The sequence below is a fragment of the Sphingobacterium siyangense genome (assembly GCF_007830445.1).
Classification (GTDB): Bacteria; Bacteroidota; Bacteroidia; order Sphingobacteriales; family Sphingobacteriaceae; genus Sphingobacterium; species Sphingobacterium siyangense.
Genome location: NZ_VLKR01000038.1, coordinates 1 through 26,259, shown reverse-complemented (window position 1 = coordinate 26,259; position 26,259 = coordinate 1). Strand labels below are relative to the sequence as shown.

Sequence of the window (26,259 nt, the reverse complement as noted above, 5' to 3'; positions counted from 1 at the left end):
TTAACGATACTCCTTTAGTAATTGTTGTAACTGTATAAATGCCGCTCTGGTACGAGTTTTTACCGTTCCCAGCGGGACATCAAGTTGTTCAGCTATTTCTTGTTGTGTATATCCTTCATAGTAGGCCATCTCAATCAAGATACGCCATTCAGGCTTCAATTTATCTAAAATATTTCTGAATCCAATAAAATCTGCTTTCGTATGTAGTTCGTCCTGACTTTGATCTTGTTCTTCCTCCCTATTTACGATATTTGAAAGCGGTTGGTTTTTCTGTTCGTTTACGATCGCTTTTGATTTTCGATGATCGAGGGCTGTATTACGGGCAATGTTGATCATCCAGGTATAAAGACGGCCTTTTTCAGCATCGAAAACATCGATGTGTCTCCAAATTTTGACAAATACGTCTTGTATGACTTCTTCCGCATGCTCAGTTGAAGCCACTATACGACAAACCACACCAAAGAGCGCATTGGCATAGTGATCGTAAAGATAACTAAAAGCCTGCTGATTCTTCTTTTTCAACAAAAGAATCAATGTTTCTTCAGAAAGATTGTGTAATGGACTCAAATTTCACGTTTATAATGATCTAAAGATGGATATTAAAAATCAGAAAAAAAAGCAACTAAAATAAAATAAGTTAAAGTACCTATAAAACAGGTTAAAATACCTACTATACCATAGCATTTATGCGGATAGCATTTGTTACTAATGTTTTACATTGCTCAATTCCTGTTTTTGGTTATTTAATTCCACTAGTAGTCCCACTAGAACGGGATCAATTTAACTTAATTAGGCCAGATAATCAGCTTGTAGTTTTCATTTTCGGCTAACCTGGTATACACAGTTAGATTTACTAAAATTTATCTAATAGCTTAATTTACAAGAAGAATTCCCCTTGGAAATTGGATTTATCAACAGCATATCACATGTTGCCAGATAAAATTCATCAATTAGCTGGATAATCAAATCATCTCTTTCGTTATTAACAGCTAGTCCCACCCAATTTTTTGAGGGAAGATATTTACTTCGGGTCCATTGAACGGGCTGTTCTATTTGTTTTTCTGAACGCAACCATTCTAATCCACTATCATTGAAATATATCTTTTCATTTGACAAATCCATCACGATGAAAGGTCTTTTCTTAAAATAGAAAATACTCATATCAAGATCTGCAATTACATTCATTCGAATATGTTTTTTGAGATGCACATATGCATTTATACGGGTTAGTGTTGACATCTATTTATCTTATTGGCTATAATAAAATCGTCATAAATTTCCATGAACATTCAAAGTAGGCGAAGTGTTCATCAGACGAGAATCAAAGATATTCGAACCAGCGGTCTAAGTGGGGGTATATTTTGTTCTAATAGGTGGAAAAAAATGTTAATGTAGGTTGAAAATACGACGGATAAAACCACTAATTTACCAAGCGAAAGGATATGCGTTAGTTTGCCCCCTTGCAGGTTTCGGCGAATCGTAAAATCCCTGCACGGATTGTAAATAACACCATTGAACCAGTGTTGCAATGGTTTAAATTTGATAAACAACAACAGGTTTCGGCGAATCGTAAAATGCCTGCACGGATTGTAAATACCACCATTGAACCAGTGTTGCAATGGTTTAAATTTGATAAACAACAAAAGATATGCGGAAAGAAAGTAAAAGCACGTCATTCATTAAAAAAATTCTAGGCTTAATTAGTCTTATCCTTATGGTAACAAATAGTAAAGCACAGCAAGTCACGCACTATTTTCCAAGCGGAAAAGATAAGGCAAAGACAATCAGTGGACAGTATGGTGGTAATAGCGGAATTTGTCTTTTTGAAGATGGCAAATTTCTCTTATATGGTTATGCTACATCTGTTTTCGGGTCCTATGTTTTTGAAAAAGATTACCTGCTTTTCTATCCGGATGAAGCCCCTTTATTTCAACTGTATGGGCGTCACAATGCTAACTACAAAGACAGTACTTGTTTCAATCTGGCAGGTTTTGAAAGCGGGAAAACCTATGTACAATTTGATAATGACAGTACACATCGGGTTTTCAATGACAAGGCAAACTGTTTCAGCCCCCCTTTTGTTCATCAGGAATCCAAACCAGTTCAATCGCTTAAATTTATTGTACAAAGTCAGTATATGGAAGATGATAGCACTTATCAAGTCTTTCAGTATACCAATGAAGGAAAATTCAATGATTTTATAGCTGCTTATAACAAGCCCCAACGTGCACGTCAAAATTTCAGCGCTTACCTATATTTGGCTGAAGGTAATAAATTAGCCATCAGGCTCTCCAATTATGGTGGTGAAAGAGGTTTTTTAAGAGAAAATCAAGACGGTTCAAATCAAGAGCATTGGAACGAAATATTGACCATGAAGAAGGATTATGATCAGACAAACTATATCGACCCCACGGAAATATTTAGCAATGCACATTACACAATATTTTACCCTGACCTCGAACAGTACATTTTAGATCCTGTCACCAAAAGATATATCAGCAAGTTTGCATCAGACAATGAAGCTTTTTTTGCAGGAAATCCTGAGCAAGACGATCGGTATTTAAATAAGTACATCCGGCAGGGTCTGTCCTTTCTGCAAGATGAAAGATTCGATAAATCAAAACTAGCTAAAACCAGCTTATTCTTTACGAGCTGTGACGAACCTGAAAAATCATATCATTATGAAAATGGATCACAGCAATAATTGCCCAAAAGCCACAGCAATGATCCAAATAGGATTTTAGCACTATTAAGCGTAACAAACAGTGGTATAAACGGCAATTAATACTAGCGTGACCTCTTAAATATGGCTTAATTTTGGTAGTAATAACCGGATAACATATACACTAGTTTTATTTCGGCAAAGATGAGGAATTATATAACGATTATTATTGGACTAGGAATTTGCTCACTAGCAAGTTGTGCAACGAAAAAGGAAAGTATTGCAAATAAAAAAGAGACAGAAAGTGTATCCTTAGCTGAGGGACAAAGAAAATCATTGCGAGCATATCCGATCAAGATCAAATTTAAAGGTATTTCAGAAGATAGCCGTTGCCCTGAAGGCGTCAACTGTATTTGGTCTGGAGTTGCAGTAGCAGAAATTGAGATCGCAGAAAAAGCAACCAAACCCACGATCATAAAGCTCGCTACAATAGATTTACAGGATAGAGGCTATCAAAGAACTGCCAATACCAACGGATATACCATTTCATTACAAGATATCGCTCCTTATCCGAACAAGGAACAAGGGACACAAACGCTACGGGGTAACTACAAAATCTCTGTTATCGTACAAAAAACTGTAAAATAAGCCCGCAGCGGTTCGCTAGCAATCGTCCTATGGCAATTGTCATTGAAGAATGACCCAATTCTATTGAAGAATGACTCAATTTTTTAAAATACCAATACATATATTTTAATTATATGCTTGGATACTTATTGGTTCATTCCTTGAAAAATAATACCTTTGCCAAAACCTCATTTATGAAAATTTTTTTTAAATTTATTAAGATCACATTTTTTTCTATACTGGCCATTATTGGGCTATTATTCCTCTATTTTTTCATTTCCAATCGGATATTTATAGGAAATACCAATGCGGAAAATATAGCGTATCTCAAGCTCCATAAAACGGAGATTAAGGATCGTATTGTAGATTCTCTATTCGATAATAGCTTCTATAATTCGGATATTTTTTTACTTGGGGAAATTCATGGCTACGCAGACAATCAAAAGTTGGACAAAGAGCTGTTATTCTATTTGAACAAAAAGCTCGGTGTTAAATATTACATTGCTGAGATGGATAGTACAAATGCAAATAAACTAAATAGCTTTTTATCCAAACCCCTAAAAGATAACACCTTACTGAAAGATGTGGTCAGCTCCATTCGTAAACGTATTCCGCAACAGTCTAGTTTAGAGCTATATCAAAAATGGGGTGAAATTTATGATTATAACCGCAACCTTGCCGATTCGGCAAAAATCACTGTTATTGGCATAGACAAAAGCTTTACAGCGGATAAATCTGACGTATCCAGGGATTCAGCTATGCTGTTAAATTTGGAAAATTATATTAAAAATCACCACATTGATGGTCAAAAACTATATGGACTATTTGGTTTTTTTCATGTTTTACAAAAAGGAAAGGATGCAACCAATGATCCTTTTGCTACACGCTTGAAAAATAAAGGATATAAAGTATCTAGCTTTGTTAGTTATACCATTGCTAGTGAAATGTATCTTCCAAAGAATCCTCAATTTCCAACCCCTGAAGATGAAAAAGTAGATTGGGTAAATGCAGATGGCCCACTTATGCTCGTGAAAGGCATTCAGGATCTAAAAGAATTAAGTCGACCAAATAGTATATCATTGTTTAAACTCAATGCAGCACATTCACCCTATGCTACTTCTCAAAATTTAATAACTGTAAAATCACGGCTTTTTGGCGAAAATATCATACCCGCTGAGACGACTCATACAACTGACTTTTTTCAATATGTATTTTTGTTACGCAATTCAAAGGCCCTAACAAAACTTGATTAGGACAGCAAGCATTTCATCAAAAAATCGGGTAAACAAGCTGCCTGTAGATCATGTGATCAAAGAGACAAGTATCCTAATTAAAAATATTCCATTCATAAACAGGATGATCCGTATTTAAAAGAAGGAATCTAGCTTATCGACTTGCAAGATATCACTTTGGTTTATATATTTGCGACATCATAAGAAATCCTAATGCGGAAGTGGCGTAATTGGTAGCCGCACCAGACTTAGGATCTGGCGCCGCGAGGCGTGGGGGTTCGAGTCCCTTCTTCCGCACAAAAAAACTCCCGAGCTCATAAGTTCGGGAGTTTTTTTTAGAAATTAGTTCTTAGCTACACGATTTAAACCGACCAGTCAAATGGTTTTGTACAAGGATCACATTCAAATTTTAAAACCTTGCCTAGACTTTTGGCTTTTTTCCCTTTTTTCACAAATACATACGCTAAATCTACATATTCTTCAACTTCCACTCCGCTTTCATCTCTACCTTTTACGATAACAGAATAATATTTCCCGTCAGGATATTGCTTGAAAAATACTTCGTTTACAGTAATCTTTTTCGGTGCTTGATTGTCGCAGCAGCTACACCATAAAATAACAATGGGCTCTTTCTTAAGATATGCTACTGCGGTTTCCGCTTGTTTTTGTGTTAGGGCCTGTAGTTGGTCGGCTTTTGAGAATAAGGCTGTGCATAGCAACAAAAGAAGAAAAACGGTCTTTTTCATACAAATAGTTTTAAGTTTAAAAGAATTCATCAGCAAAGACTATGCCTTTAGATACACGAAAAATAACAACAGCTTTCCTTAGGTATGAAATAGTCGGTTATTTCTTTGCCAATTCTGGGCAGCGTATTGGATTTACCCTAACAGAAAGACCTCATAAATTTATAAATTAACAACTTAAAAAACCTGTTCTCAAGATACAAACGGTATCCCTAATAGATGGTGTTAGTATCTTGAGAACAAATTAATATTTTATTTTTCCCAAACCAATGCACTTGCGCCAAGAATAGCAGCATCAGCTTCTTCCAATTCACTAAAGACAAGTTTCACTTTATTCCTAAACAAAGGAAAAAGATTTCTTTCCATATGCAGCTTCGCAGGTTTTAAGATAAAATCACCAGCTTTAATTACCCCACCAAATAGGAGAATTGCTTCAGGAGATGAAAACATCACAAAATTGGCCAAGGCCTCACCCAGCTTCTGCCCCGTATATCTAAATACTTCGATGGCAATTGCATCCCCTTTCAAAGCACACTCATGAACAGTCTTCGAATTTATAGCATCTTCTGGATACTGATTTAGCATCGACTCAGGAAACTCAGCTCTCATTTTCTTTGCCGTGATCGTTATTCCTGTCGCTGACGCATAGGCTTCTAAACTTCCTTCAGAACCTGTGCTCCAATGCTTCCTTCCTCCAGGTTTAACAATGGTATGGCCTAATTCTCCAGCAAATCCGTCATGACCATAGATAAGCTTTCCGCCGGCGACGATACCGCTGCCGACACCTGTCCCTAGGGTAATCATAATAAAATCTTTCATTCCCCGCGCTGCACCAAAAAGCATTTCACCATAGGCTGCAGCATTAGCATCGTTGGTTATGGTACAGGGAATGTTAAACTTAGCGGTCATTAAGTCACTGAATCGAATGACACCCTTCCAAGGAAGATTGGGCGCATGGTCTATGGTTCCAGTATAATAATTCGCATCCGGAGCACCAACACCAATTCCATCAAAGCTATCTTTACCTCCAAAATTTTCAATTAAAGGAGATGCTTTTTCATACAACGCATCGATAAAATCCTCTACTGTCTCATAATCATCTGTTTTTATGCTTTCCTTTTCAAGTACTTCACCGCGATGATTGACCACCCCAAATTTCGTATTGGTCCCTCCGATATCTATTCCCAACGCTACGCGTCTTGATAAATCTATTAACGACATTTCTATTTCTTGTTTCTTAGTTCTAAAATTACTAAAAGATAATATTTTATGAGCAGTCGACAAAATCTTCTTGCCATTTTATATCTGTAGGGAACGCTATTTATGATCACGGGCAATCCGATCAAAGTTGGATCCATCCGGCATCGCTACTTTATTTTATCGCCTAGGCACAACAAATTACCAAAGGCGGCATAGTTTTAGCACGTTAAGAATAGTTTAGGCCCTATATTTATATTTTTTAGTACAACAATAAATTTATGAATAAAATATTACGATTTTTTGATCTACACCAAGGTGAAGAAAAAAAGGAAGCTGTTCTGGAAAATGTTGTCAGTAATATTTCTTTTCGCGGAGCTAATGCCTGGATTCTAGCCTGCGCGATTGTAGTGGCGTCTGTTGGATTGAACGTAAATTCTACTGCCGTCATTATAGGAGCAATGCTGATATCTCCGTTAATGGGGCCAATAGTAGGAGCTGGATTCGCCTTAGGGACTTTTGACTTTCCGTTATTAAAAAAATCGCTAAAAAATCTACTGATCGCCACATTGATCAGCTTGGTCGTATCGTTTATCTATTTTCTTTTAAGCCCCTTTAAAGAGGCACAATCTGAGTTACTAGCACGCACATCACCGAATATTTACGATGTCATGATTGCAATCTTCGGTGGTCTGGTCGGTGTCATTGCTATTACAAGAGTGGATAAGGGCAATCCAATTCCTGGAGTAGCAATTGCAACAGCCCTGATGCCTCCGCTCTGTACCGCGGGCTATGGACTCGCAATAGGCAATTTCAGCTTTTTCGCCGGCGCATTATTCCTGTATATAATAAACTGTGTTTTTATCTGCATTTCGACCTTTGTGATTGTCAAATATTTACGATACCCCAAAACACATTATGTCGATCAGCAACGGGAAAAAAGAATTACACAAAGTATTACCATCATCACAATTATACTTGTATTGCCGAGCGTATATTTTGCCTACAATCTCCTGCAAGAAAAAAAATACACAAACAAAGTAAATCAGTTCGTTCAACAGGAATTGAGCAATAAAGGTTATACGGTCATTTATGAAAAACTGGAGATGAATGGTAATCCAAAGAAATTAGAACTGGCTTTCTTATCAAAAAAATTCAGCAAAAAAGAAGTTGAGTCTCTACAACACAGCATGGAAGCATTTGGGATTACCAATACCGCGCTGGTTATTCATCAGGACAGTTTAGACCTAAAATCAAGTATTCTTAGCGAAATCGATAAGCGTACCGCTGCTGTAAGTGAAAAAGACCTTACCATAAGAGCTCTCAATAATGAACTTACCAAATACCAATTGGCTAATCCACAACTCGATCGGGATATCTTGGTATTGTTTCCCGAGCTAAGCTCCTATAGCATTGGTATACAACAACATTACAGCAAAAAAGATAGCTTAGCCAACCTTGTCGCATTTATTTATTCTACCAAAACTCCGCTACCTCAAACACAACAGGAAAAGCTACAACAATGGCTACAAAATCATTTTCCGAAAGATAGTGTGGAAATTATACGTAAATAGACTTGAGTCAGCTCGTTCTATGCCGACGATCTGACGGTTTAAACAAGCGTAAGAGCTATGTTCAATTAGCAAAGAACGAATGACTACGCCATGTTTTCACACGGTCTTTCTATAATTATAGATGGCTAAACCATTCAACAAAAAAGCAAATCCAATAAGATAAACAAGCTCTTTCTTCACTTCCTGAAATCCACTCCCTTTTAAGACAATTAGCCGTACAACACTGATAAAATGGGTAACTGGTGTGCATTGCGAAATCGCTCTTGCCCAAGCCGGCATACTATCTGTGCTGGTAAAAAAGCCACTCATCAGCATAAAAACCATCATAAAGAAATATGCGATGAACATGGCCTGCAATTGTGTGTCTGCAAGGGTAGAAATAAACAATCCCAACCCCAATAGTGCAATGAGGTACACTGCAGCAAAGAGATATAAAAGCAGTAAACTTCCCTGCGGAAAAATACCATAAACAATATACATTACAATCATACCAACGGTAAAAACAATCATGCCCACAATCCAAAATGGAATTAGTTTCCCTAGGATAAACTGCCATTTTTTGATGGGCGTCACATTGATCTGCTCGATTGTTCCGATTTCCTTCTCTTTGACAATATTGAGCGCTGTAATAAATCCGCCAATCATCGTAAGCAACAAAACCAAAATACCCGGCACCATATAGTATTTGTATTCAGCCTTGGGATTATACCAATTGGAATTCGCTATTTTGACGGTTGCGACCTGCTCTGAAATACCTGTTTTAGCGGCTTTGATATTTACATCCAAACCGCCGTTAAAATCAGTAATTACACTGGTTAAATAAGCTCCACCCAAGGACGATTTTGTACCATTGATGGCATCCACTGCGATATTGACTTGCTGCGTACCTTCCCGCACCAGATTGCGCTCAAAACCTGTCGGTATCTCCAATACAAGATCAGCGTCTCCCTTTTCGATCATTTCCAATCCAACTTTATAAGATAGTGGACTACTTACGATTTTAAAGTATCCTGAAGATGCAATTTTATTGATTAAGGTTCTTGAATAAGAACTGTGGTCGTTGTCAACATAAGCAATATTGATATTCTGCACTTCAAAATTGGCTGCAAATGGCATGATGATCAGTTGAACTGTCGGCATGACAAACATCATGGCCAAGATAATTTTGTCTCTGAATATCTGCCGAAACTCTTTCTGTAATATGAATCTTAATACCTCCATTACAACCTGATTTTAAATCTTTTCAATGCAATTGACAACAACACAACTGACATCCCGGCGAGAATCAATGTTTCTTTCCAAACATAACTAAAGCCCATTCCTTTGAGCATGACAGCTTTAATAATTGCATAGTAATAGCGGGATGGCACGATATGCGAAATAACCTGAAATATCCAGGGCATATTTTCCAAAGGAAACATAAAGCCAGTCAATAATAAGGTCGGCAGCATCATGCCCATCATCGCTATTAACATGGCCGTTTGCTGGGAATCGGTGACATTAGAAATCAACAAGCCTAAAGAAAGACAGGTGATAATAAATAAAATACTCTCCGCGAAAATCAACACCAGACTTCCCCTGATCTCAACATCAAGTACAAACACCGAAAGTAGAAGAATAATGATAAAATTGACGAGTGAAAGCACGAGATATGGAATCGCTTTGGCGATGAGAACCATAATGGGTTTGAAAGGCGATACCAATAGAATTTCCATAGTCCCCAGCTCTTTTTCGCGCACAACTGCCACGGAGGTCAGTGCCGTGCTAACGATCATAAAAATCAATGCGATCACTCCAGGGATAAAATTAAGGGAACCGTTCTGCTCTTCATTATACAATTGTCGCAGTTGGGGCACTATCTGATAGGATAACGCTGTTCCGGGATTTAGGTCCTGCTGGTATGCCTTAATTATAGCCGTCAGATAATTGGTGACTATTGTGGCAGTATTCGGGTCGGAAGCATCAGCTAATAGCTGAATTTGAGCACCATCCTTTCGATATAGATCCTCCCCGAAATTGGCAGGAAAGATTATTGCACATTTGATGCTTCCATCTTTAAATCGGCTTTCTACATCTTTATAATTTACAATTTCGTCTTTCACCTGAAAATATGAACTTGTTTTAATACGGTTTACGATTTCACTGGAGTTGACATCACGTGCATTATCCTGAATCGCAATTCCAATATTTTTAACTTCGCTACTCAATGCATAGCCAAAAAGGAGAATCTGAACGACGGGAAACCCAAAAAGGATAAGCAGTGTTCTACGATCCCTAAAAACATGATAAAACTCCTTGCGAATAAAAGCGAACAACTGTTTCATATCAATCTCCCGATCTTTTAGCTCCACGTGCCAGTTGATAAAATACGTCGTCCATGGAATGGGTTTCGAACCGCTGTTTCAGATTTGTGGGACTGTCCATTGCTTCGACTTTCCCATCTACCATAATACTGATACGGTTGCAGTATTCGGCTTCATCCATATAGTGTGTTGTCACAAACACCGTTATGTTATTGGCAGCAGCCTCATAAATCATATCCCAAAACTGCCGTCGGGTAATCGGATCAACGCCTCCTGTTGGCTCGTCCAAAAAAACAATTTTAGGTCGATGGAAAATCGCTACAGAAAATGCCAACTTCTGTTTCCAGCCCAAAGGTAATTCCCCCACGAGTTTTTTTGCTTCTTTCTCTAAACCTAAGGTGTGGACCAAATCACTGCTTCGCGACTTTATGTCTGCCCTTGAAACACCATACACACCTCCATAAAACTCAATATTTTCCAAAATAGTGAGGTTATCGTACAACGAGAACTTCTGACTCATATAACCGATATTCTTTTTGATCTGCTCCTGTTCTTTATACACATTGAAGCCAGCGACAGTTGCTTCACCCGATGTCGGGTAGGACAAACCACAAAGAATACGCATGGCCGTGGTCTTCCCCGCACCATTGGCACCAAGAAAACCAAAAATTTCGCCTTGGTCAACATCGAACGTAATTTTATCTACGGCCTTAAAATCTCCAAATTGCTTGGTCAGATCCTTACAGACTATTGCCTTATTCTCCATCTGTGACTTGTTTGAATTCGTCCATACCATTTTGATCCTGCATCAGGCGGATAAAACTATCTTCGATCGTTGCAGTTATTTTTTCAACCACGAGATGTTGTGGGTTATACTTATTTGCCAGGGCAATAATGCCTTCCCTACCATCCACTTCTGATTTTGGGGTAAGGTGCAAATATTCGCCAAATGCATAACAGCTTTCTACCGCCTGATCCGAACGGAGATCCTGGAGCAGTTTATATATATTATCCGCTTTAACCGCATATAGTGGCTTTGGAAAACTTTTTATAATACCTGACGGTTCATCGATTGACATAATCCTTCCGCCCTGCATTAATGCAATACGATCACACAGTCGAGCTTCATCCATATAGGGTGTGGATACCACGATCGTGATCTGCTGTTCCTTGAGTTTGGTCAACATTTCCCAAAATTCCTTTCTGGATACAACATCGACACCTGTTGTCGGTTCATCCAGAAAAAGCACGTCGGGCTTATGGATCAGCGCACAGCATAAGGCCAGCTTTTGCTTCATTCCGCCAGACAATTTCCCTGCTCTACGATCGTTGAAGGGTTGTATCTGATCATAAATATCTTTGATAAGTGGATAATTTTCCTGAATGGTTGTACCAAAAACTGTCGCAAAGAAAGTAAGATTCTCCTTTACCGTCAGGTCCTGGTATAATGAAAAACGTCCTGGCATATACCCTACCCGATTGCGTATCTGTTGATATTCTCTGACAACATCGAATCCCTCTACAGCAGCAGTACCACTATCCGCAAGCAGTAAAGTGGTTAGTATTCGGAAAATTGATGTTTTACCGGCGCCATCAGGCCCTATAAGCCCAAACAACTCACCTTTCTTTACCTCAAAAGAAACGTCATCTACGGCTCTAACATTACCGTAGGTTTTGACCATATTTTTTACACTGACAGCGATCATAATAACTTACTTTGACCAAAGGACCTCACCATACATCCCTATTTTTAAATAACCATCATTTTTCACACTTACTTTGATCGCATAAACAAGATTAGCGCGCTCATCCTTAGTCTGAATTGTCTTTGGTGAAAACTCAGATTTATCTGAAATCCATGTAATTGTTGCGGGATATTCCTTATAATTCTCCTTGCCATCATCAATGCGCACAGTCACCGCCTGTCCGACTTTTATCTGTGGCAACTGAATTCCGGTAATATAAGCCCTCAAATAAAGCTTCGCCGTGTTGGCAATTTTATATAAAGGCTTACCTACGACCTGCAATTCACCCTGTAGTGCATAGTTTACCAAAACTGTCCCACCAATAGGATTAATCACCTGTCCCTTATTGATCTGTTCCTGAATCTGTGCAGCAGATTTCTCTAACGGATTTTTCTCGCTTAGGATACTCCGATTTTGGGTATTTGTATTGTATGTATTGAGGGTGAGTTGTTGCTTGGTCACGGCTATTTGTTTCCGCAATTGATCGATTGCCGCATTGATGTCATCGAGCTGTTTACGTGTTGCGGCATCTGATTTTACCAGATTTTCCGTCCGGGTCCTTTCGTACAGCTGTTGTTTTAATTGCGCTTCCTGAACGACCAGTTGGCGCCGCACCAGTTCAACCTGATCCTTAGGATTCACCATCTTTTGAGCTAAAGCTTCGATACTTGCCTGCACTTGTTCTTTTTGCAATTCAGCAGTACGGACATCTATTTTTCCGACAGTATCTCCAGGTTTCAATTGCTTTCCTTCTTCAACAGCATATTGCATCAATATTCCGTTTTGCTGCGCAGAGACAATCACTTCATCAGCCTCAAAGTTCCCGGAAGCGTCATATTCATTATGTTGCTTACAACCACTAAGCAAAGAGAGCGCAGTAATAAATACAATTAATCTTTTCATTTTTTGATGTTTACAGTTAATTCCCGGCTATAAATTTTAAATTATAGATCGCTTGTAACAATTGGATCTCATGCAATATTTTGAGCTGCTTGGCCAAGTGTTCTGCATTTAATTTTTGAATATACTCGTGGGTCGTGATCACTCCATTGCTCAACTGCGCCTCAGCAGATTGAGTTACCGATGTCCGCAAGGCAATCGCAGCATCATCCTGTCGAATCAAGATGGTATATTTATTGACCTGCTCATCCTGTTGGCTCAGGTCAACTTTGGCATTCAGCAAAAATGTTTCCTTATCGGCATCAATAGACTGACGATTGAGCTGAAGGATATTTCGTTTGTTGGACAGCGAATAAAAGCTACTTAGCGACCAAGAAAAACGCAGCCCTGTAACGTACCAGGGACCAAATTTATTTTCAATGATATTGAGGGTTGGCCTTCCGTATGCCCCTTGAAAAAAACCACTTACCTGTGGAAGATAATCGGACTTCAATTGTTTCTCCTGTTGGTCAACGATGTTTTTTTGTAAATCAAAAGCTTTTAATTCAGGTCTGTTAATCGCGGAAAGCGTATACTGAGCGGTAGGCAATTTCAATAGCATGGATTCGGGCAACTTCTTTCCTATAAAGAGCGAAAGCATATTTAAATATGCTGTACGATTAGATGTATATTCTGTGGTCTGCATTTCTATATTCAATACTTCAGCTTTCAGCTCTTCCACATTACTACGAAATGCTACCCCATTGTCAAAAGCAGCCTCAGCTTTTTGTACCTGAGTCTGTAAGTTAGCCTTGTTTAACTCGTTCTGCTTCAATTGGGCATCGATTAATAAAATAGCAAAATAAAGACTATTGATACGTTGATTAATCCCATAGAGACTGGATACTAAGGTCTGCTCCTCCAATGCCGTATTTGCAGCGATTAAATCCTTCTGCATTTTTGTATTGCCAGCATCGTAAATGAGCTGACTAATTTCACCCTGTATTTTATACTGATCTTTACTGATAGAAGGTAGGGAAATACCCGGCAATGAACCTACAGCATCCGCAAAACTTACTGTTTGGGATTGATAGGTTGCCTGACCTGAGAAGCTGATTTGGGGGAGAAACCTTTTATTGGCATTTTGGATGGTATACTCACCCGTTTTGGTTATCAGATCCATTTTTTTAATTGCTGGATAATTTGCTTTGGCAAGCGTATAACAACGCTCCAAAGTAAGCGCTTCTCCTTGTGCAGTTGCCCTATTTGCAAAATGCAACAGGATCAATAAAAGAATAACATGCGTTAAATAACAATACTTCATAACTGCGTTGTTCATATATTGTGGCATTATTTTTTAATCTTTAGATTTAATCATTTGATTAAGTTTGGGACAAAAAAATTATTTTGCTGTCATCATCGCTCCTATCCATATCGGTATAAGCTTCTTACGCTCAATCATAAGTGCATTAAACTGTTCGATATCGAGATCTTGTACCCCCATAATCAAAGGCTTTGTGATAAAAGGAAACACAACCAACCCCAATAAATTCATTAAAAAATGTAAAGGATGTGGCTCCATAATAAAGCCCTGTGTTACGGCTTCATGATGCTGTTTAAAAAAAACAGAATTGTTTAGCAATTGTTTGATTGGCAACTTTTCGAGGAGTTCCTGAGGATTGTTTCTGATTTCCGAAATCAAAAAAGTAGGCACCTCCGGTTCTCTGATGATAAAATCGATATATCTATTGGCTATCAATTCAACTTTACTTTCAAGATTGGTTGTTTCATCATTAAGGATAACAGCCATACTCTGTACGAAAGCCGAAAAGGTTTCAAACATAATAATTTCAAAAAGCTTCTCTTTGCTCCGAAAATAATAATTGAGCAAAGCAAGATTGATCCCTGCTTCTTCGGCAATATCCCTTGTCCTGGTTGCTGAGAAACCTTTTTTATAGAATACAACCCTCGCCGCTTCCTTAATTTTCGTTTCCGTCGACAGATCTATTTTCTTCTCTTTCATCCCGATTAAACTTCCTTGTATTATGCAAATATAGAAAAAAGAATTAAAAACAAACAACTGTTTTAATCAAATGATTAAAACAAAACAATAAACGCATTTAGATGATAATCAATGTAAATAAATCACAAAAAAAGAAACCCGTTCCGCAATATGCAAGTAATAAAGCGAGCAAATGATAGGTACTAGCAGGCAGTCAGGACAAATTATTTGCAGCTTTTAGTTGTTTAAGAAAAATATAGCACAACAGCGGAAAACCGATATAATAACTAACGAGGACGAACAAAGGCAAAATCCCCTCGGGTTTGACTGGGTCTACCGCATACGTTTTTATCAGGAGCTGCAGTCCGATATTTTTTTCTTTCGAAAATAGAATCATCGTTGCAAAATTATAACCAAAATGTAAAACGATCGGATGCACTATTTTACCTGTTTTAATACAAATTCGTGCAAATAAATACCCCACTATACCGGTCGATACAAGAACTTCCAGCATATTAAAAATCTGCCCCACGATACCGTACGAAAACCAGTGATAAATGCCAAAAGCCAGCGCCGTGATCAATGCAGCTTTCCCCTGACCACAGCGTCTCATAAGAATATATAATACGGCTCCCCTAAAGATCAATTCCTCAAATACCACTGCTTTTGATACATAATAAAAACTACCAAAAAAATCAGATACCGTATAATTCGGATTTAGTTGATACGGGTTTCCGACTAAATAAGCAATACTCAAATAGAGAGCAGTAACATATATTATGGGACCAAACAGACAAAAGAGGAAAGATCCGACCTTTGAGGAAAACCCCAGAACCTGGAGGTTCCGCTTGCAAAAATAACCCAGCAAAAACTGGGAGATGACCAATTCCAGAGCAATAGCGATCATGATTTTTTTTACACAAAGCTATAGCCTTAAATCATTTAATTTCACGACATTTGAATACGCCGCAAAATGTCATAAAATGACCAATAAATCCAGCAAAGAGAAAATAGCGCTTTTGATCAAAAATGCCCGTATCAGTAAAGGATATTCCCAACAGCAACTTGCTGATCTTGTCAAACTGAATCTTCGATCTGTACAGCGCATCGAAAAAGCTGAAGTTCTACCAAGGGCTTATACCCTCAATTTAATGGCAGTGCAGCTTGATCTCGATATTGCACTATTGAAGGAAACCGAACCTGTACATGAGATCCTCGAGAAGAAAGTAGCACAACAAACAAAACCCGCGTTAAACAAAGCTCAAAAACTCATTGTGAGCATAACCTCAGGCATACTCGGCATTTTATTAATATCCGCCTTTCTTTCACAATCGACTAGTTTTCCGGAGACAAGTTTCGAACTATTTTTACTGCTTGCGGTCGCTGTTCTTATCTATGGAATCATTCTTTGGTGGACCTGGCGGAATCGTTAGCTTTTGATAATCCCTACTGTTTTAAAAGAGCTGCATCTCTGATAAAGATTTCAACCCTGCTCCGATCTTTCTCATTTAATTTGACATAGCCTTTTACAATAACAGGATTCTCTTTTAACCACACTTTATTGTTGTCGCTCAGCGTAACCTCCACCATGGGTGGAATACCATTTTGTCCACAAAACATACACTGCTGCACTGGCAAAACCGACAAAAGGAACCTATTATGGCGAAGACCGGCCTTTAACGGTACCATATAGCCTTGTAACTCTACACTTGTTCCATCCAGTTTCACCAGCTTACTCGGAAAATAGGGAGTGTAAACCGTCTTGCCATTAACCTTGTTAACTTTATAGAGCATGGTGTCAAAGGTTTTCCAAACCTCATTCATCAAAGGCTTATGATCTACCAAATATTGTGATTCCGTTACCCCTTGAGAAAAGACTGGATTAGTTTTACTTCCTGCAATAACAAACAAAAAAACTAGAATAAATTGCTTAAACATAACGTATTAAAGATTTACCTATCAAATATAGTTAAAAAACAGTAAAAGCAACTATATTGCATTTGATGTTTTTTAACTATATTTATAACACGAATAGCGCTATGAAATGGCAACTCCATTTGACAATAGACAAGAGGTATAATCAGTACGATTTGATAAAAATTAATTTATGAACACATTATTAAAAAAAGATACAGCATCCAATCCGGAAGATTTAGGAGACCACCACATGATGACTTCAATGGATACTCCCCTGCGACCCGATGCATTTGATCGAACAGACGAAGAAAAAATCAGCAAGATATCTCAACTTTTTAAGGACATCATGTATGAACTTGGCCTCGACCTCCAAGATGACAGTCTGAGCGGAACGCCCCATCGTGTAGCAAAAATGTATATCAACGAATTGTTCTATGGCCTTAACCCGGTTAACAAGCCCAAGCTGTCCACCTTCGAAAATCGCTATGGCTACAATAAGCTATTGATGGAAAAAGACATACGGGTAAATTCAGCCTGTGAACATCATTTTTTACCAATCGTAGGGCGGGCACATATAGGCTATATCCCCAAAGACCGCGTAATAGGACTGTCAAAAATAAACCGTATTGTAGACTACTATGCGCATCGACCACAGGTGCAGGAACGCCTTACTTTACAGATTTACAATGAGCTCAGATCCACCTTAGCAACAGATGATATCATTGTTGTGATTGATGCCGATCATCTCTGTGTCTCCGCCCGGGGTGTCAAAGACACCAGCAGCTGTACAACAACGCTGGAATACAGCGGTATATTCTTATCAGAAAGTAAACGAAACGAATTTTTCAATTTATTGAAATAAGATCTGCTTTTCCCCGACTTTCGTTGGGATGATACCAGAAGCAGATTAAATGTATAATCATCGCAAATGAATACAGCCCATGCTCGCCCAGTAACCATTTTAACTGGCTTTTTAGGTGCAGGAAAAACGACTTTTCTAAATGCCTTAATGAAATCCTATCCGAAAAAACGTTTTGCTATCATTGAAAATGAGATAGGACAACTAAATATAGATAGTTCCTTGCTCAATGAAAACTATGGACAATTGGTAGCGCTCCAAGAGGGGTGCATCTGTTGTACGCTGAACGATGAACTTTACACCGCACTCGAATCGCTCTATCAAAAACAAGACAGCTTTGATGAACTCGTTATTGAATGTACAGGTCTTGCCATACCCGATGCTATAACAGAACCTTTTACAAGGCATCCAGTGTTTAAGAGCTACTTCCCATTAAAAAAGATTATTTGCTTGGTTGATGCTGCACTTATTGAAGATCAGATCAAGGAAAGGGATGAAGTGTTACGGCAAATCACAGCTGCCGACGTCATTGTCATCAACAAAACCGAAGCGGTACATTCAGCATATTTGAGCTATTTAAGCAACTACTTAGCACATGTAAACCCATTAGCGAAAACTCTCCAGTCAACAGTAACGGAGGGGTTTCCTTTCGAAATAATTGAGGAAATAAAGTACACAAAAAAAATAGAAGCCTTTTCTTTTCTGAAGAACGTTAATCTAAGCAGTTCACTGATACTTGGCAAATCAAGTCTGGCAAAACAACATCTGAGCGATATTGCAACGCGCGTCTATACTTTTGCTGAAGAATTTAATTTCGTAAACCTATTTCTCGGTTTGAGCAAACTCGTCGGCAAATATCCAAACAAAATTTACCGAATGAAGGGAATTGGTTATAAAAAAGATGAAAACAAAAAAATCATTATACAGACCGTCGGTTCACGTGTCGATATGGACTATGGTAACCATTGGAAAAAGGATGAAAGAAAAATGAATACACTGGTATTTATTGGAAAAGAGCTTGATAGTCTCTCCATACAAGATCTCCTGATACGTATGTTGACCATCAAAGAGAAGCAATAAACGATTTATAGAAACAATTGTCTACGTAAAAAGACCTCTCGGACACAAATCCAAGAGGTCTTTCCATAACTAATTACGCTTACTTTGTATTTTATTTAATAAGCCAAATAATGTCATTTTGGGTATCTGATCCATTAAACTGACGTTGCAAAGCTTCTTTCAAGTAAGTTTCGTTGGTACTGTATTCGGTCTTAGGGTATGCCCACCGTTTCGGTATCTGGTTATTATTGGCATTCGAAGGTCCTATATCAAAAACTGGCACTCCTGTCCGGCGCTGCTCAAAAAATGCCTGTTTTCCTGAGTTTTCAAAAAATGCCACATACTTTTGTGTTAGGATCTGCTTTAACCCTTCCATATTGTTCCCTTTGTAAGGATTTGCCTGTAAGAACAAATTGATCTTGTCTTGAGAAATTCCGTAGAACAGCATCGACTGACTTATCCCTGACTGAAATCTTACCGCAGCATCTCCGCTAGCCCAACCGCGATTGATACCTTCTGCCAGGGCAAATTGGACTTCGGAGGCACCAAGTTGAATAGACGGAACCCCAGACGGCGAAGCGAGCCAATAATCGAAATTGATCATAGATAGCTGTCCATCCGCAGCTTGTTTTAGCAAGGTACTCTGTAGGTCGCCTGTTTTCCCGCCATTGTATGCGTCGAAGGGGCGCGTAGGATCAGAAGGCATCGCCGAAGCCGGCAGTGCCTGAATCAACAATCTTGGGTCCTGTAAAGTCTTTAAAATATTCAGGTAGGTTGCTCCCAATGTGTTGCGCACATCCTTTTTTATAATCACACCGTCTGTTGGCCACAGCGGATAGGTGTTAATATTATTGTAAAGGAGTTGAAAATTATCCCGATTTTCAAGAATCAGTGGGTATTTGGTTGGATTCGCCAAAACTTCAGCAAAGCGTTCCTTCACCCGCAATGCGGGACTATCATCGGCACGTTTGCTGAGGCTAATTAAAACACGTAGCTTAAATGAGTTGACCAGTTTCTGCCACTGCTCAGGCTTGCCATTGTAAAAGAAATCGCCATCTAATGTATTGCCTTTTTCTTTTAGATTTGCCAGTTCATTATTCGCCTCCTCAAGCCAGCTAAGCACCTGCTGGTATACCTCCAACTGGGTATTGTATTTGGGGGCAAAATTGCCAGCTGATTCACCTTGCAGAGCCTCTGTCAATGGAATATCACCAAACATTTCAGTCGTTCGAGCAAAGAAATAAGCCTTGAAAAATTTGGCCATGGTCATATAAGCAGCACTCAATTCAGGAGTTTTCGCAGCTTCGATTTCCATACGGTACACATCACGCATTATACCATAGGGCGTTTCAAAAGAGCCTGTAGTCCATCCATAAGGCTGCCCCGCATAATAGGCTTCATTTTGTGTCATATACTGATTATGTCGATGATCTTCACTCCATGGCGCATCATAAGAACGCATGAGTATTCCCGTAAACAAAAGTTTTGGAGCAGGATTATATACAGCCGCAGGGTCTTTTTGTAGATCCGTTATCTTTTTACAGGAACTGAAAGAACACCCGAACAGGAGAAGAATGAGAGTGGATTTAAAGTACTTCATTTTTAAAAATTTTGACTAAGTTTTTAGAAGGATGCATTGAGATTTAGGCCAAAGCTCTTTACTGATGGTGTCTGGTAGTCTGAGCTAGCACTGGTGAATTGATCCAAATCCATATTTCGGGTACCTTTTCCAGTGAAATACAGCAAATTCCTACCGACCACTGAAACACTTGCACTGCGGAAGAATCTGGAATTTTTCAACAAGTTGGCAGGCACATTATAACTGAAAACGATCTCCCGTAATTTGACAAAGGTTCGGCTTTTGGCTGTCATTGGTCCCGACTGATAGTAATTAGTGGCCCAATTTTGCCACAACACAGCAATGTCATTTGGGGCAAATTCTCTTGTATCGGAGATTATCTTACCATCCTGATCTGTATTGAGCTGCCCCTTGACTACTTTTAACCCATTGGTCATGACAGTTCCTTTATAACCTTTGACGTCCCTATTTTCCCAGTCCTTTAGACGATATTCATTTGCTGATTCGGGATGTGTTCCCGATCCCCACTGTTTGGCATCCTGCACATTTTTTATTAAACCGCCAAAGCGGCCATCCACAAGAAAACTAAAACTGAAATCACGGTATCGGAAACTATTGCTGATACTGGCCGTAAATTTATTATCGCTATAACCTATTCTGCTCACATAAGGATTGTAAGCTGGTAAACCGTTTGTACCCACAATTGGCATTCCTTTTTCATCACGCTGAAAATCATTCACGTAATATCCGTCCCATCGTTCACCAACACGAACATTCCCCGATCGCGTTTGATGCCCATCGATGTCATGTAGCCAGGCATGATTTGTTGATGCATTGACCATTACATTCCAGCTAAAATCTTTCTGTTGAATCAAAGTCCCATCGATACTCAGCTCGATACCTTTACGCAATAAAGTCAACCCATTGGTTTGTCTGGCTCTTACACCCGAAGTAACCGACGTAGCCAATTCGATAATCCTGGGACCTTCCAGGTTTCTAAAAAAAGCAAAATCGAAACCCAGACGGTTGTTAAATAAACGAGTTTCCAAACCTATTTCCGCCGTCTTCACACGCTCTGCCACGAGATCTGGGTTAGGTAATACATCGGTATATGTTACGCCGGTCATTGAATTGGCCCAACGTCCATAGTTACTGTATGCCGGCAAAAGTTTATAAATATCGTACTGGGCCGATTCATTGACGAAATCACTCGCAACGTTAGCATATGCTCCACGGATTTTTAATGCGGAAATAACCTTGGGCAAAGTGACCATCTGTGAAATCACAGCGCTTAGTGAAGCCGATGGGTAGAAGTAGGTGTTATTCTTTACCGGCATCGTCGAAGATTTATCAAATCGCCCCGTTAGATTTAAGAATAACATGCTTTTATAGTCTATATCCATGAATCCATAAACACTTCCGACCTGGCGCAGGGCGCGATCGTTAGTAGACACCGTGGGCATGATCGAATTACTTAAGTCATAAACACCGGGCACAGTCAATCCACGATCTGTACGTGCAAACAGCGATTTGACACTGACGGTTCTTAAATTACCAAATACTGAGCCTGAGAAGCCTATGTCCTCGGCAATACGATTTTGGTATTTTAAGGAAACCTCTGTATTATTTTCCCAAAAAGTATCATAGGTTTCCTGATAACCACCAACACGGCTTCCACCGATAGTATAATTATATAGGTTGGCAGAAATTGGAATTTTAATCGTTCTATTCCGATTCCAGGTACTAGCACTGGTACGTGCATTTAATGACAATTTATCATTAAACTTGTAATTAGCCGACACGTAACCGTAGATATCATCCTTATCATAAGTCCTCAAATTTTCATAAGCCGTCATCCAAGGATTGTCATAAATGGTGTATTCACGATTGTACTGCTGTACATTTTCTTTCCCAGGCTGCCAATAGTTGCGAAGATCATCAATATCATAATCTGCCGCTCCCCATAACGTAAGAATGTAAATAGGACTATTTGGTCCATAAGCAATATTTGGATAATTTGGTGAAGACTGCTTATTGTAATTTATGCTCGCATCGAAACGGAGCTTACTACCAGCGTTAATGCCTCCGGTAAGATTTATATTGGTGCTTCCCAATTTCGTGTTAGGCGTAGTTCCCCGTTGAAACATCTGAGACGCAGATAAGCGTAGATCACCATGATCATTTTTGGTCGATATAGCAATATTGTTTGTACTCAAAAGACCATTCTGAAGAAATTTCTTCAAATTATCTTTTCCTCTGGCCTCCCAAGGTAAGGGAATAAGCTGTCCTGTTTTTGGATCTATCGGGCTGTTATATTGCGGAATAAGTTGTCCTTCAAATCGGGGTCCCCAAATGTTGTAATCGTTGTCATTGATTCCACCCCCACGACCATCTTTAAAAGCATATTGATAATTTGAACCCGGGCCATATTCGGTTTGAATTTTTGGTATGGCATTATACCCCGTCTGCAATTGTGTACTTGAGTTAAATTCAACCTGGAAGCCCTTATCCTGTGATTTTGCTCGTTTTGTCGTTATCACAATCGCTCCATTTTGACCTCTGTTCCCATATAATGCCGCAGCATTTGCCCCTTTTAAGACAGAATAGGATTCGATATCATCCGGACTAAGATTCCATGAATCGGTATTAATCGGCATGCCATCGACCACAATAAGAATATTGCTCCGACCACGTAACGTGATACCCGGGTCTCCAAATAAGTTTGTACTCGGTGTAATTGTTAAGCCAGACACGCGTCCAGCTAAACCAGAAATAGCATTTGGTTCCCGAGCTTTAACCATGTCTTTACCTTTTACTTCCTGCACTGAATAGCCAATAGCCTGCTTTTCTTTTTTGATACCAAGCGCAGTTACAACCACCTCATTGAGGGATTGTTGGTTCGGTATAAGCGAAATAACGGATGAAGGTTGATTACCAACAATGAAAACCTTGGGAAGATACCCCATGTAGCCAATTCTTAGCGTATCACCGATATGTGCATCGATCACAAACTTACCGGAATGATCCGATGAAACAAGCTTAGCTAAATGAGAATTACGAATTGTTGCGCCATGAATAGCGCCTTGACTCAATGAATCGACCAGTCTCCCCTGGAACGATCGGGTCTGGCTAAACCCCTGTGCAGCCAGCATGGCCAATGACAATGTTAGGCCAGTAACTTTAGGTGAAATTGAATAGGATAGTTTGAACATAATCGCTTACTTATAGATGAAAATGTAAGCAATATTAAACATCGTTTATTAATACTAAACTAAATTCATATTAAGTTTAGTATTTCCATATTAAGTTTAGTATTTCTTTTTGTCCTAAAATAGCTTAGCTAAGTCAGATAGCGGAGCGTTCACCAACACATCAAAGGATGTACTTTAAAAAGTATATCCATGTTATTCGTTAACAAACGAATAACATGTTAATTTACCCGATTAGTTTAATAAAATGACAGATAATGATCAAATTTACTTGTTGCTGAATTAGAATTTTCCGTCATTTGTGTAAATGATTTTTTTAGCTTTAAAAAAATCACAGCTAATTATTGACATGGCTGCTACAAATCGAATTACACGGAGCAAATAACATAACCTATTTTATCCGTAATTTGTGCGTACTCCCAGATTGAATTATTGAAAATCATACAACATTAAAACAACAATGAAAAAATTAACACTCGCCCTAATTTTCTTGGCTGGAGTCTACACACAGCATGCGGAAGCACAGACAGCAGGTACAGGACCCGACAAAGGACTTGATCTGAGCTTAATGGACAAATCTGTACGTCCACAGGATGACTTTTACAACTACGTAAGCGGAACCTGGATGAAAACGGCTAAAATTCCTTCCGACAAACCCACTTGGGGAAGCTTCAATAAATTGGCAGAAGATACGGACAACAATTCGATGAAAATTCTGAACTCACTTTTAAAAGATAAATTTCCTGAAGGAAGTGAGGGAAAAAAAATACAGGACCTGTACGCTTCTTACATGAACTTAAAGAAAAGAAATGCAGACGGTATTAAGCCGATTCAGGGAAATTTAAACAAAATTGACGCGATTAAAAACCTAAAAGATCTTCAGAATTATTTAACTTCCGTAACAAAAGAAGGTGAGAATAATTTCTATGGCTGGGGTGTCTACGCTGATTTAAAAGATTCAAAAATGAACGCGGTCTACTTAGGAGATGCCTCCTTAGGGCTAGGAAGAGATTATTATCAGAAAGAAAATGAAAAAAATACCGAAGCTATTGCCGAGTATCAAAAATATGTAGCTTCCATGTTAACAGAATTGGGCTATAAAAATGCTGATGCTGCCGCAAAAGGAATCGTTGACTACGAAAAAAGCATTGCGAAGACCTACTTGACCAATGAACAAAGCCGTGATAATACGTTACAGTACAATCCACAGACCATGGCAGAGTTAACCGCCTTGGTTAAAAATGTAAATCTACCTGAGTACCTTAAAAAAGTAGGTGTCAATACAGAAAAAGTAATCATTGGGGAATTAGGTTATTACAAGAACTTCGATAAATTGGTCAGTGCACAAAACCTTCCTGTTATTAAAGATTACTTAAAATTCCATATGATCAACGGTAGTGCCTCTTATTTAAGCGAAAAATTAGGAGACATGCGATTTGCTTTTTATGGTAAGTATTTAAGAGGTCAACAAGAACAAAGAGCATTAAATAAAAGAGGATTTGAACTGATCAATTCCACATTAGGTGAAGCTTTCGGAAAATTATATGTCGAAAAATATTTTCCAGCTGAGGCTAAAGCACAAATGGTCGAATTGATCGACTATTTAAAGAAAAGTTTTGCAGTCCATATCAACGATTTAAGCTGGATGTCTTCGGCTACAAAAGGAAAAGCGCTTGAAAAATTAAACAAATTTACTGTAAAAGTTGCCTATCCGGACAAATGGAAAGATTATTCTAAATTGAGTATTCTATCTGAAAATAAAGGCGGCAATCTGTATGCTAACCTCCAAAATATCACCACATGGCGATATGAAAAGGATCTGGCTAAAATTGGTAAGGCTGTTGACAAATCAGAATGGGGAATGACTCCACAAACAGTAAATGCCTATTACAATCCCGTAAACAATGAGATCGTGTTTCCGGCAGCTATTCTTCAACCGCCATTTTTCAACCCACAAGCCGACGCAGCTGTCAATTTCGGTGGTATAGGTGCGGTAATTGGCCACGAAATGAGCCACGGATTTGACGATTCGGGCGCACAATTTGATGCGGACGGAAACTTGGTAGACTGGTGGACACCAGAAGATAAAGCCAATTTTGAAAAAGCAACAAAAACACTCGCAGCTCAATACGATAAATATGAACCTGTAAAAGGCACTTTCGTCAACGGAACATTTACAAACGGTGAAAATATCGCGGATTTAGGAGGTGTAAACATTGCTTACGATGCACTTCAACTATATTTAAAAGATAAGGGAAACCCAGGTGAAATAAGTGGATACACGCAAGATCAACGCTTTTTCCTAAGCTGGGCAACTGTATGGAGAACCCTATCCAGTGAAAAATATATGGTCAACCAAGTTAAAACTGATCCACACTCTCCAGGATATTTCAGAAGTTTTGGTCCATTGATCAATGTTGACGCTTTTTATAAAGCTTTCGATGTTAAACAAGGAGACAAACTGTACAAGTCACCGGAAGAAAGAATCAAAATCTGGTAATAAGCATTTTACAGGAGCTGTCTCAAAAAAGGCAGCTCCTGTAATTTTCTTTAATCCAACATCTATTTCTTTTGTGCACCAACCAACCAACCAACCAACCAACCAACCAACCAACCAACCAACCAACCAACCAACCAACCAACCAACCAACCAACCAACCAACCAACCAACC

23 protein-coding genes and 1 tRNA gene are annotated in these 26,259 nt (G+C 38.8%); 9 read left to right on the top strand and 15 right to left on the bottom strand.

Translation table 11 applies throughout. The features are described from left to right. Both IQ31_RS23515 and IQ31_RS23510 read right to left on the bottom strand, forming a co-directional pair. Entirely contained in the window at positions 1-567 is a 567-nt protein-coding gene (locus IQ31_RS23515; protein ID WP_075993773.1) for an RNA polymerase sigma factor, read from the bottom strand. Positions 568-864: 297 nt separating this feature from the next. Continuing rightward, the gene (locus IQ31_RS23510) at positions 865-1,239 is read right to left on the bottom strand and encodes a hypothetical protein (protein WP_075993774.1); all 375 of its coding nucleotides are present in this window, start codon (positions 1,237-1,239) and stop codon (positions 865-867) included. Positions 1,240-1,714: 475 nt separating this feature from the next. Here IQ31_RS23510 and IQ31_RS23505 point away from each other — a divergent pair, with 475 nt between their 5' ends. The 4 genes from IQ31_RS23505 (at position 1,715) to IQ31_RS23490 (ending at position 4,818) form a co-directional block, all read left to right on the top strand. Further along, on the top strand, positions 1,715-2,704 hold the full coding sequence (locus IQ31_RS23505) for a preprotein translocase subunit SecD (RefSeq protein ID WP_158638963.1): 990 nt from the start codon (positions 1,715-1,717) through the stop codon (positions 2,702-2,704). 162 nt (positions 2,705-2,866) lie between these two features. Then, on the top strand, positions 2,867-3,310 hold the full coding sequence (locus tag IQ31_RS23500; RefSeq protein WP_145330470.1) for a hypothetical protein: 444 nt from the start codon (positions 2,867-2,869) through the stop codon (positions 3,308-3,310). A 173-nt stretch (positions 3,311-3,483) separates the two neighbouring features. Next, positions 3,484-4,542, top strand: coding sequence for a hypothetical protein (locus tag IQ31_RS23495; RefSeq protein WP_145330468.1), 1,059 nt, complete (start codon positions 3,484-3,486; stop codon positions 4,540-4,542). Positions 4,543-4,736: 194 nt separating this feature from the next. Next, positions 4,737-4,818: transfer RNA gene (locus IQ31_RS23490), tRNA-Leu, on the top strand. Between the two features lie 65 nt (positions 4,819-4,883). On the opposite strand, the gene IQ31_RS23485 is transcribed toward IQ31_RS23490, so the two are convergent. Both IQ31_RS23485 and IQ31_RS23480 read right to left on the bottom strand, forming a co-directional pair. Next, positions 4,884-5,267 carry a hypothetical protein gene (locus IQ31_RS23485; RefSeq protein WP_145330466.1) on the bottom strand — a complete coding sequence of 128 codons (384 nt, stop codon included), beginning with the start codon at positions 5,265-5,267 and terminating at the stop codon, positions 4,884-4,886. 249 nt (positions 5,268-5,516) lie between these two features. Then, positions 5,517-6,485, bottom strand: coding sequence for an ROK family protein (locus IQ31_RS23480; RefSeq protein WP_145330464.1), 969 nt, complete (start codon positions 6,483-6,485; stop codon positions 5,517-5,519). A 257-nt stretch (positions 6,486-6,742) separates the two neighbouring features. On the opposite strand from IQ31_RS23480, the gene IQ31_RS23475 reads away from it, so the two are divergent. Further along, entirely contained in the window at positions 6,743-8,035 is a 1,293-nt protein-coding gene (locus IQ31_RS23475) for a TIGR00341 family protein (RefSeq protein WP_145330462.1), read from the top strand. A 96-nt stretch (positions 8,036-8,131) separates the two neighbouring features. On the opposite strand, the gene IQ31_RS23470 is transcribed toward IQ31_RS23475, so the two are convergent. The 8 genes from IQ31_RS23470 to IQ31_RS23435 form a co-directional block, all read right to left on the bottom strand. Next, positions 8,132-9,256 (bottom strand): ABC transporter permease, encoded by a 1,125-nt coding sequence (locus tag IQ31_RS23470; protein WP_088162511.1) that lies wholly within the window; start codon positions 9,254-9,256, stop codon positions 8,132-8,134. Beyond that, positions 9,256-10,359, bottom strand: coding sequence for an ABC transporter permease (locus IQ31_RS23465; protein WP_088162512.1), 1,104 nt, complete (start codon positions 10,357-10,359; stop codon positions 9,256-9,258). Before IQ31_RS23465 ends, IQ31_RS23470 begins: the two co-directional genes overlap by 1 nt. A 1-nt stretch (position 10,360) precedes the next feature. Beyond that, the gene (locus tag IQ31_RS23460; RefSeq protein WP_088163713.1) at positions 10,361-11,104 is read right to left on the bottom strand and encodes an ABC transporter ATP-binding protein; all 744 of its coding nucleotides are present in this window, start codon (positions 11,102-11,104) and stop codon (positions 10,361-10,363) included. After that, on the bottom strand, positions 11,094-12,044 hold the full coding sequence (locus tag IQ31_RS23455) for an ABC transporter ATP-binding protein (RefSeq protein WP_145330460.1): 951 nt from the start codon (positions 12,042-12,044) through the stop codon (positions 11,094-11,096). Before IQ31_RS23455 ends, IQ31_RS23460 begins: the two co-directional genes overlap by 11 nt. A 6-nt stretch (positions 12,045-12,050) precedes the next feature. Further along, positions 12,051-12,986, bottom strand: coding sequence for an HlyD family secretion protein (locus tag IQ31_RS23450; RefSeq protein ID WP_145330458.1), 936 nt, complete (start codon positions 12,984-12,986; stop codon positions 12,051-12,053). 16 nt (positions 12,987-13,002) lie between these two features. Next, positions 13,003-14,301, bottom strand: a complete 1,299-nt coding sequence (locus tag IQ31_RS23445) for a TolC family protein (protein ID WP_208734366.1) — start codon at positions 14,299-14,301, stop codon at positions 13,003-13,005. Positions 14,302-14,364: 63 nt separating this feature from the next. Beyond that, on the bottom strand, positions 14,365-14,985 hold the full coding sequence (locus tag IQ31_RS23440; protein WP_145330455.1) for a TetR/AcrR family transcriptional regulator: 621 nt from the start codon (positions 14,983-14,985) through the stop codon (positions 14,365-14,367). Between the two features lie 193 nt (positions 14,986-15,178). Next, positions 15,179-15,871, bottom strand: a complete 693-nt coding sequence (locus tag IQ31_RS23435) for a CPBP family intramembrane glutamic endopeptidase (protein WP_088162516.1) — start codon at positions 15,869-15,871, stop codon at positions 15,179-15,181. Positions 15,872-15,947: 76 nt separating this feature from the next. On the opposite strand from IQ31_RS23435, the gene IQ31_RS23430 reads away from it, so the two are divergent. Beyond that, positions 15,948-16,397, top strand: coding sequence for a helix-turn-helix domain-containing protein (locus IQ31_RS23430; RefSeq protein ID WP_158638962.1), 450 nt, complete (start codon positions 15,948-15,950; stop codon positions 16,395-16,397). 13 nt (positions 16,398-16,410) lie between these two features. On the opposite strand, the gene IQ31_RS23425 is transcribed toward IQ31_RS23430, so the two are convergent. Next, a complete protein-coding gene (locus tag IQ31_RS23425) occupies positions 16,411-16,902 on the bottom strand; it encodes a hypothetical protein (protein ID WP_145330453.1) in 492 nt (163 codons plus the stop codon). Between the two features lie 169 nt (positions 16,903-17,071). Between IQ31_RS23425 and folE the strand changes: the two genes are divergently transcribed. Continuing rightward, positions 17,072-17,743: a GTP cyclohydrolase I FolE gene (gene folE, locus IQ31_RS23420; RefSeq protein WP_145330451.1), complete on the top strand. Its 672-nt coding sequence runs from the start codon at positions 17,072-17,074 to the stop codon at positions 17,741-17,743. 66 nt (positions 17,744-17,809) lie between these two features. Next, a complete protein-coding gene (locus IQ31_RS23415) occupies positions 17,810-18,820 on the top strand; it encodes a CobW family GTP-binding protein (protein WP_145330449.1) in 1,011 nt (336 codons plus the stop codon). A gap of 91 nt (positions 18,821-18,911) precedes the next feature. Here IQ31_RS23415 and IQ31_RS23410 read toward each other — a convergent pair whose 3' ends face one another. Both IQ31_RS23410 and IQ31_RS23405 read right to left on the bottom strand, forming a co-directional pair. After that, positions 18,912-20,399 (bottom strand): SusD/RagB family nutrient-binding outer membrane lipoprotein, encoded by a 1,488-nt coding sequence (locus IQ31_RS23410; RefSeq protein WP_145330447.1) that lies wholly within the window; start codon positions 20,397-20,399, stop codon positions 18,912-18,914. A gap of 23 nt (positions 20,400-20,422) precedes the next feature. Beyond that, positions 20,423-23,590 carry a SusC/RagA family TonB-linked outer membrane protein gene (locus IQ31_RS23405; RefSeq protein WP_145330444.1) on the bottom strand — a complete coding sequence of 1,056 codons (3,168 nt, stop codon included), beginning with the start codon at positions 23,588-23,590 and terminating at the stop codon, positions 20,423-20,425. Positions 23,591-24,047: 457 nt separating this feature from the next. On the opposite strand from IQ31_RS23405, the gene IQ31_RS23400 reads away from it, so the two are divergent. Further along, positions 24,048-26,087: a M13 family metallopeptidase gene (locus IQ31_RS23400; protein ID WP_145330442.1), complete on the top strand. Its 2,040-nt coding sequence runs from the start codon at positions 24,048-24,050 to the stop codon at positions 26,085-26,087. Positions 26,088-26,259 lie beyond the last annotated feature (172 nt).

Coding starts and splice junctions, on each gene's coding strand:
- IQ31_RS23510 (WP_075993774.1), bottom strand. CDS start 1,239: ATGTCAACACTAACCCGTATAAATGCATATGTGCATCTCAAAAAACAT.
- IQ31_RS23505 (WP_158638963.1), top strand. CDS start 1,715: ATGGTAACAAATAGTAAAGCACAGCAAGTCACGCACTATTTTCCAAGC.
- IQ31_RS23500 (WP_145330470.1), top strand. CDS start 2,867: ATGAGGAATTATATAACGATTATTATTGGACTAGGAATTTGCTCACTA.
- IQ31_RS23495 (WP_145330468.1), top strand. CDS start 3,484: ATGAAAATTTTTTTTAAATTTATTAAGATCACATTTTTTTCTATACTG.
- IQ31_RS23485 (WP_145330466.1), bottom strand. CDS start 5,267: ATGAAAAAGACCGTTTTTCTTCTTTTGTTGCTATGCACAGCCTTATTC.
- IQ31_RS23480 (WP_145330464.1), bottom strand. CDS start 6,485: ATGTCGTTAATAGATTTATCAAGACGCGTAGCGTTGGGAATAGATATC.
- IQ31_RS23475 (WP_145330462.1), top strand. CDS start 6,743: ATGAATAAAATATTACGATTTTTTGATCTACACCAAGGTGAAGAAAAA.
- IQ31_RS23470 (WP_088162511.1), bottom strand. CDS start 9,256: ATGGAGGTATTAAGATTCATATTACAGAAAGAGTTTCGGCAGATATTC.
- IQ31_RS23465 (WP_088162512.1), bottom strand. CDS start 10,359: ATGAAACAGTTGTTCGCTTTTATTCGCAAGGAGTTTTATCATGTTTTT.
- IQ31_RS23460 (WP_088163713.1), bottom strand. CDS start 11,104: ATGGAGAATAAGGCAATAGTCTGTAAGGATCTGACCAAGCAATTTGGA.
- IQ31_RS23455 (WP_145330460.1), bottom strand. CDS start 12,044: ATGATCGCTGTCAGTGTAAAAAATATGGTCAAAACCTACGGTAATGTT.
- IQ31_RS23450 (WP_145330458.1), bottom strand. CDS start 12,986: ATGAAAAGATTAATTGTATTTATTACTGCGCTCTCTTTGCTTAGTGGT.
- IQ31_RS23445 (WP_208734366.1), bottom strand. CDS start 14,301: ATGAACAACGCAGTTATGAAGTATTGTTATTTAACGCATGTTATTCTT.
- IQ31_RS23440 (WP_145330455.1), bottom strand. CDS start 14,985: ATGAAAGAGAAGAAAATAGATCTGTCGACGGAAACGAAAATTAAGGAA.
- IQ31_RS23435 (WP_088162516.1), bottom strand. CDS start 15,871: ATGATCGCTATTGCTCTGGAATTGGTCATCTCCCAGTTTTTGCTGGGT.
- IQ31_RS23430 (WP_158638962.1), top strand. CDS start 15,948: ATGACCAATAAATCCAGCAAAGAGAAAATAGCGCTTTTGATCAAAAAT.
- IQ31_RS23425 (WP_145330453.1), bottom strand. CDS start 16,902: ATGTTTAAGCAATTTATTCTAGTTTTTTTGTTTGTTATTGCAGGAAGT.
- folE (WP_145330451.1), top strand. CDS start 17,072: ATGAACACATTATTAAAAAAAGATACAGCATCCAATCCGGAAGATTTA.
- IQ31_RS23415 (WP_145330449.1), top strand. CDS start 17,810: ATGAATACAGCCCATGCTCGCCCAGTAACCATTTTAACTGGCTTTTTA.
- IQ31_RS23410 (WP_145330447.1), bottom strand. CDS start 20,399: ATGAAGTACTTTAAATCCACTCTCATTCTTCTCCTGTTCGGGTGTTCT.
- IQ31_RS23405 (WP_145330444.1), bottom strand. CDS start 23,590: ATGTTCAAACTATCCTATTCAATTTCACCTAAAGTTACTGGCCTAACA.
- IQ31_RS23400 (WP_145330442.1), top strand. CDS start 24,048: ATGAAAAAATTAACACTCGCCCTAATTTTCTTGGCTGGAGTCTACACA.